This is a genomic window from Actinoallomurus acaciae (genome assembly GCF_042429965.1).
GTDB lineage: Bacteria > Actinomycetota > Actinomycetes > Streptosporangiales > Streptosporangiaceae > Actinoallomurus > Actinoallomurus acaciae.
Genome location: NZ_JBHLZP010000443.1, coordinates 1 through 6,663 on the forward strand (window position 1 = coordinate 1; position 6,663 = coordinate 6,663).

At 72.0% G+C, this 6,663-nt stretch carries 5 protein-coding genes and 1 pseudogene; 4 read left to right on the plus strand and 2 right to left on the minus strand.

All coding sequences use genetic code 11. The features are described from left to right. Positions 1-120 precede the first annotated feature (120 nt). Both ACFFNX_RS37835 and ACFFNX_RS37840 read left to right on the plus strand, forming a co-directional pair. Positions 121-1,029, plus strand: coding sequence for a LysR family transcriptional regulator (locus tag ACFFNX_RS37835; protein WP_378210882.1), 909 nt, complete (start codon positions 121-123; stop codon positions 1,027-1,029). Between the two features lie 233 nt (positions 1,030-1,262). Continuing rightward, entirely contained in the window at positions 1,263-2,774 is a 1,512-nt protein-coding gene (locus tag ACFFNX_RS37840; RefSeq protein WP_378210883.1) for an LCP family protein, read from the plus strand. A 6-nt stretch (positions 2,775-2,780) separates the two neighbouring features. Here ACFFNX_RS37840 and ACFFNX_RS37845 read toward each other — a convergent pair whose 3' ends face one another. After that, positions 2,781-4,118 carry an MFS transporter gene (locus ACFFNX_RS37845; RefSeq protein WP_378210884.1) on the minus strand — a complete coding sequence of 446 codons (1,338 nt, stop codon included), beginning with the start codon at positions 4,116-4,118 and terminating at the stop codon, positions 2,781-2,783. A gap of 153 nt (positions 4,119-4,271) precedes the next feature. Between ACFFNX_RS37845 and ACFFNX_RS37850 the strand changes: the two genes are divergently transcribed. Both ACFFNX_RS37850 and ACFFNX_RS37855 read left to right on the plus strand, forming a co-directional pair. Then, positions 4,272-4,865, plus strand: a complete 594-nt coding sequence (locus ACFFNX_RS37850) for a TetR/AcrR family transcriptional regulator (protein WP_378210885.1) — start codon at positions 4,272-4,274, stop codon at positions 4,863-4,865. A gap of 227 nt (positions 4,866-5,092) precedes the next feature. Continuing rightward, a complete protein-coding gene (locus tag ACFFNX_RS37855) occupies positions 5,093-6,130 on the plus strand; it encodes a fatty acid desaturase family protein (RefSeq protein ID WP_378210886.1) in 1,038 nt (345 codons plus the stop codon). A 348-nt stretch (positions 6,131-6,478) separates the two neighbouring features. Here ACFFNX_RS37855 and ACFFNX_RS37860 read toward each other — a convergent pair. After that, a pseudogene (locus ACFFNX_RS37860) lies at positions 6,479-6,663 on the minus strand (SDR family NAD(P)-dependent oxidoreductase); the annotation flags it as partial.

Genomic DNA, 6,663 nt, shown 5'->3' on the forward strand with positions numbered 1-6,663 from the left:
CGGGTTGCCGCCACGGCCGCGGGCCCTGGGACCCGGCCGTTGCCGCCATCCTGGAAGCGGGGCGTGCCCCGAGTCAATTCCTGGATTTCCTGGGGATGGCCCCAGGGATAGCTTGGGTTAATGACCCTCGACGACCTCCGGGTGTTCATCGCCGTGTACGAGACGGGGAATCTCAGCGCCGTCGCCCGCGCCCATTCGTGCAGCCAGTCGGCGGTGAGCCAGCACGTCAAACGCCTCGAACGCGAGACCGGCGTGGCCCTGATCGAACGGCGGCCCCGCGGCGTGGCGGCGACCCCGGCGGGACGGATCCTGTACGAGGCGGCGCTCGGCGGCATCGGCGCCCTCGACGTCGCGCTCCGGCGGCTCGGCGAGCTCCGCGACGGTCACGGCGGCACGGTCAGCGTCACCACGGGCGGGGTCACCGTGCGCCACTTCATGGCCGGTGCGATCTCCGCCTTCCGCAGCCGGTACCCGCACGTCGGCCTGGAGTTCCACTCCGCCCAGTCGACGCGGCGATGCGTGGAGCTGCTGCACGGCGGACGGGCCGACCTGGCGTGGGTCACCCTCGATCGGCCGCTGCCCCAGATCAGGCAGCGGCCGATCGTCGACCTTCCCTGGGTGCTGGTCGTCCACGCCGACGACCCGCTGGCCGCGCGCGACTCCCTCGAGCCCGCCGACCTGGCGGCCATCCGCTACATCGCGCACCCGGACAACTCCGCCTCCCGGCGCCGCCTGGAGGAGGACTTCATCCGCCTCGGGGCCGGTCCGCCCACACCGGTCGGCGTGGCCGACTGGGACACCGCGGTGCTGCTCGCCGAGCTAGGCGTCGGCCACGCCATCCTGCCCGCCCTGCCCAGACTCGTGACCCCGCCCGACAGCCCGATCCGTGCCATTCCCATCCCCGCCCTGACCTCGCTCACCGTCGGCTGGGCCGTCCGCCAGTGGAACGTCCTCAGCCCTCTCGCCACCGAGTTCGCCGAGCTCGTCGCCGCCGACAACGGGCCGTGCCGGGGCGCGGAAAGGCCGTGAGGCACCACCCGGACGGCGACCCTGTGGGATACGACGGTTTTCGTCGGCATATATCCGAATTAGGTAAATTCCCGCCGACCGGGACCGTTCCTCCTGCACAATGACGCCCGGTAGAAGCCTCGCTGCCCGCCTCAGCGAGTCCCGTGCACCGTCGCCGGCACGCCGTGGACGGCGCAGCGCGCTGGTCTCAGATCCGTCTGAGGGGACGAGACGCGACGAGCAGAGGAGAGGTCATGGCACGACGCCGGTATGAGAGCCGCGTGACGCGAGGCCGCAGACCTGTTCCCATCGCCGGGCTGTGGCGCGCCCTCGGCCTGACCCTCGCCTCGTCGGTGGTCTGGGGCATCGCCCACCTTTCGGCGGGACGCCGCGCCGCGGGTCTGTCGCTCATGGGAGCGCTCGGACTGCTCGTGTTCGGCGCGGCAACGGCGGCGCTGGCCTTTCAGGAGCGGCTCAAGCAACTGGTGGTCCAGGGCGCGTGGCTGAACGCGATCGCCGCGGGCATCCTCGTACTGGCGGTCGTGTGGGCGCTGGTCGTGATCCGGTCCTTCCAGGTGGTGTGCCCGCGCGGCCTGCCGGGCGCGATGCGGTTCACCGCCGGCACCCTCGTCGTGATCCTGGCGCTCGTGGTCTGCACGCCGCTGGTGTACGCGGCGAACGCGACGTACGTGCTGCGCGACACGCTGTCGAGCATCTTCCCCGGCGACGACAGGTCCGGCGGCACCGTCGACGCCGCCGACCCGTGGAAGAACAAGCCGCGCGTCAACGTCCTGCTGCTGGGCGGCGACGGGGGCAAGGACCGTACCGGCATCCGCACCGACAGCATGACGGTCGCGAGCGTCGACACCAAGACCGGCAACACGGTGCTGCTCAGCCTTCCGCGCGCGCTCTACCGGTTCCAGGTGCCGTCACGGCTGCGCTCGGTCTGGCCGAACGGCTACACGGGCGACTACCCGCCGAACGGCACCTGCCCGTCCGGCGCGTGCCTGCTCAACGAGCTGTACATCCAGGGCGAGAAGCATCCGAACCTCGAACCCGGGTACGGCAAGGGCCAGCGTGGCCCGCACCTGCTCGAGGACGTCATCGGCTACCTGACCGGGCTGAAGCTCGACTACTACGTGCTGGTCAACCTCGATGGCTTCAAGGACATCGTGGACGCCATGGGCGGAGTCAAGGTGCATGTGCTGGCGTCGGCCGACGGGAGGCCGCTCCCGATCGGCGGCGACCCGGACCGGGGCATCCCGCCGTCGGGCTACCTGACGCCCGGCTGGCACCACCTGGATGGCGAGCACGCCCTCTGGTACGGCCGCACCCGCCACGCGGACGACGACTTCCACCGTATGGACCGGCAGAAGTGCCTGATGCGGGACATCGCGAACCAGGCCGACCCGCAGAAGGTGGTCACCCACTTCGAGAAGCTGGCGAACGCGGCCAAGAGCACCATCTCCACCAACATCCCGGCCGCGCTCCTGCCCGCCCTGGTGAAACTGGCCGGCACGGTCAAGCGTGGTGCCGACATCAGCAGCCTCTCCTACGACCCGTCCAAGATCCCGGGGTTCCACACCGACCGGCCGGCCGACGCGGCGATCGTCTCGGTGATGCGCCACGCGGCGGCCCAGGCCATCGCCAAGAGCACTCAGCCGCCCACCCCGCCGGCGAGCGCGACACCCGGAGCGCGCAGGACACCGGCCGCCGGGAGGACGTCGTCCTCCGGGGCGTCGGTCTCGCTGAAGAACGCCTGCTGAGGCCGCTCAGCCGCTCGCACGCTCGCGCAGCGCGTACACGCCGGCGGCCAGGGTGCCCACGCACAGGGCGGCGGAGCTGAGGCCGAGCGACCAGTGCACGCCGACGGCGGAGGCGGCGAGCCCGACGGTGAAGCCGCTGCCGGTCCGCAGCCCGTTCGCGGACACGCCGTACAGGCCGATGACCCGGCCGCGGTCGGCGGCGGAGGCGCGCAGCTGCACGACGGTCTGCCCGATCGACATGGACGCGAGGTTGGCCACTCCGCCGGCCAGCAGCAGCACGACGGCGAGCGGATAGTTGGCGGTGGTGGCGAAGAACAGGCTGGTCACGCCGTAGATCACGGTGCTGATGACGGCGGCCTTGGCGGTCGGCCGGATGCGGCCGGTGATCTCCAGCAGGATGCCGCCGACGACGCCGCCCGCGCCGTTGGCGAACAGCAGGATCCCGTACGCGGCGCCCGCGTTGCCGGCCCCGAGGTCGTGGGCGAAGATCGGCATCGCCGACTGCAGCGAGGTGCCGACGAAGAACGACGCGAGCCCGGCCAGGAGGATCATGCTGACCACGGTGTGGTCGGAGCGGACGTCGCGCAGGACGCGCAGCGAATCGAGGATGCCGACGCGCGGCCGGGCCACCCGCTGTTCCCTGGTGTGCCCGGTGAACCGGGTGCGGAACAGGAACAGGGTCAGCGGCAGGTAGAACACGACGTTGGCGAAGATGCCGGCGGTCGGGCCGAGGCCGAGCAGCAGCGCCGAGCCGACGACCGGGCCGAACAGGACGCCGAGGCTGCGGAAGGTCGCGTTGAGCCGCACCGCGCTCGGCAGTTCGGCGCGGCCGGCGAAGTCGTGCAGCATCAGCTGTTCGGCGGGCGCCCACAGCGAGCCCGCGCACCCGTGCAGCACGAGGAGCAGGCAGGCCTCCCAGACCTGTAGCGAACCGGTGAGGAACAGCACGCCCCAGCTGATGGAGACGAGCATGAACAGCGCCTGCGCGCCCTGGATGAGGCGGCGGCAGTCGTACCGGTCGGCCCAGGAGCCGAACATGACCGACAGCAGCAGGAACGGCACCCAGTGGCTGATGACCTCAAAACCGGTCAGCGCGGGGGAGTGGAACTTCTGCCACAGCACCCAGTACGTGATGACGTGCTCGATGTTGTCGGCCATCATCGCCAGGCCGGCGCCGAACAGGTACGGGCGGCAGTCGCGGTTCCGCAGGGCCGCGAACCTCGGCGTGGCACGGCCGCCCGCCGCGACGCCGGTCGCGACCTCCGGCTCGGGCGCGGCCACGACGGCCGGTTCGTCGGTGCCGGCTTCGGGCACGTGGGTGGGGACACCGCAGGCGGCGCACATGGGGGGTTCCTCACGCGGACGATCGGGGGCGAGAGCGGAAGGGCTGCCGCGGCACCGTGACCACTGACGGAATCGGCGTGCTCACTTACGGCTCACGATGACTCGTAAGTGAATCTACCATAACGAGACACGGTGTATCGCTACACTCTGAGTGTGGTCCTCAACACAGGCCGGGCCCCGTCCAGGCCACGGACGGGCCGTCCCCGGAGCGAGCGCGCCCGCCGGGCGGTGCTCCACGCGGTCGATGACCTCCTCGTCGACGTGGGCTACGCGGCGATGACGATGAAGGGCATCGCCGAGCGGGCCGGCGTGGGCCGGCAGACGGTCTACCGGTGGTGGTCGACCAAGGCCGAGATCCTGATCGAGGCGTGCCTCACCGACGCCCGCGAGGAGCTCGTCATCCCGCCGCACGCGGACCCGGCCGCCGACCTGCTCGCCTACCTGACCGCGCTGACCGAGTTCCTCACGACCTCGCCCGCGGGGCTCGCCTACCGGGCGCTGGTCGGCGAGGCACAGCACGACCCCGCCGTGCGCGAGCTGGTCGAGCAGACCGACCTGCCGGCCGAGAGCGCCCGCGAGGTCCTGACCCGCGTCCGCCGGAGCGCGCCGGACATGCCCGATCCCGCCCTGTGCGTCGCCCAGCTCACCGGCCCGGTCCTCGCCCGGATCCTCACGGCTCCCACGCCCCTGCCGGAACCGCTGCTCGAGGCCCACGTCGCCTCACTCCTGCGCGCCTGGGGACACTGACCGGCCGGCCCGCCCGCGCCGTGCCCGGTGCGACGCGGCCCTGACCTCGCGATGCCCCGGAGAAGGTGGGGTCAGCACCACCCCGGGAGCGGAGCTACACGCACCCCGGTACGGGGGCTGACCGGCTGGGGCGCCGATCCCGCCGTTCCTACGGTTTCAGGCAACTGATCACGGCGTCCGCGTCCCCGGAGGGACGGGGGCGTCCGGCGCCGTTGCGAGGAGATCCGATGACCCTGACAACCGACGTCACCGTGCCCCGGAGCGGGTTCGCGCCACTGGTCCGGCAGATCCGCGCCCACGGGCTGCTGGATCGCCGCCGTGGCCGCTACGCGTTGCTGATCGGGCTGGACGTGCTCGCCTACGCCGCCATCTGGGGTGCGGTCGCGCTGGTCGGCCCCTCGTGGTGGCAGGCCGTGCTGGTGCTTCCGGCGGCGGTGTTCACCACACGCCTGTACTTCGTCGGCCACGACGCCGGGCACGGGCAGATCGCCGCCACCCGGCGGGCCAACCGGCTGCTGGGCCTCCTCGTCGGGAACCTGGGGCTCGGGCTGAGCTACGGCTGGTGGACCGACAAGCACAACCGGCACCACGCCAACCCCAACCACCAGGACAAGGACCCGGACGTCAGCCCGGGTGTCCTCGTCTGGTCCACGGACCAGGCGGCCGGGCGCCGCGGGGCGTTCGCCCGCTGGTTCACCCGCAACCAGGGCCGGCTGTTCCTCCCGCTGCTCCTCCTGGAGGGCATCAACCTCAAGGTGAGCAGCGTCCGGTACGTCGTGGACCGCTGCCGTCGCGGCGACCGGCGCGGGCAGGCGTGTGCGGAGGCACTGCTGCTGGGCGCGCACTTCGGCGCCTACCTCGGACTGCTGTTCACCGTGCTCTCGCCGGGCGCGGCGATCGCGTTCGTCCTCGCGCACCAGGCGCTGCTCGGCCTCCACCTCGGCTGCGCGTTCGCCCCGAACCACAAGGGCATGCCCATGCCGAAACCGGGCGAGCGCTGGGACCACCTGCGCAAGCAGGTCCTCACCTCGCGGAACGTCCGCGGGGGCACGCTGACCGACTGGTTCCTCGGCGGGCTCAACTACCAGATCGAGCATCACCTGTTCCCGAGCATGCCGCGTCCGCACCTGAGGCGCGCCCAGCCGCTCGTGCGCGACCACTGCCGCCTCGCCGGCCTCCCGTACACCGAGGAGGGCCCCATCGAGTCCTACGCCACGGCGCTCCGTCATCTGCACGCCGTCGGCGGTGGCGCAAAGCAGGCCTGACCAGGGAGGATACGATGGGAGAGCTTGCGAGTCCGCCCAACGGGGGGAGCGTTCGCGATGGGTGTCCTCCGGATCCCGACGGTCGTGGCGATCGTCCCCGGGATCGTCGGCGTCACGGTCAAGGGGCTCTTCCGCCTCTCCTCATCATCGGGGCGCCGGTCCTCCTGATCGACATCTTCGTCGGCGGTCTCCGGTTCGGCCGCCGGCGTGGTCCCCGCCCCGCGCGCTGACGGCGCGGCCCTGAAAGAAGAGGGGCGGGGGAACGGGAGACCAGATGAGCCGCGAGCCGGCCACATCCCACGCTGAGGGGTGTCTCATCGGCCCGCCGCCCGGATTCGCGCACGGGACCTACGAAACACCCCCGAACAGCGCGGCGAGCCGCCGGAAGACACCGGGCGCCGCACCCCTCAGCCGGGCCGGCGCCTCCAGCCATCCCGGCACGTACACCTCGGCCCGCTCGCGCTCGACCGCGTCGACGATGGCCCGCGCCACTTGCGCGGCCGGCACCGGGACCGGGCGGGCCCGCTCGTACG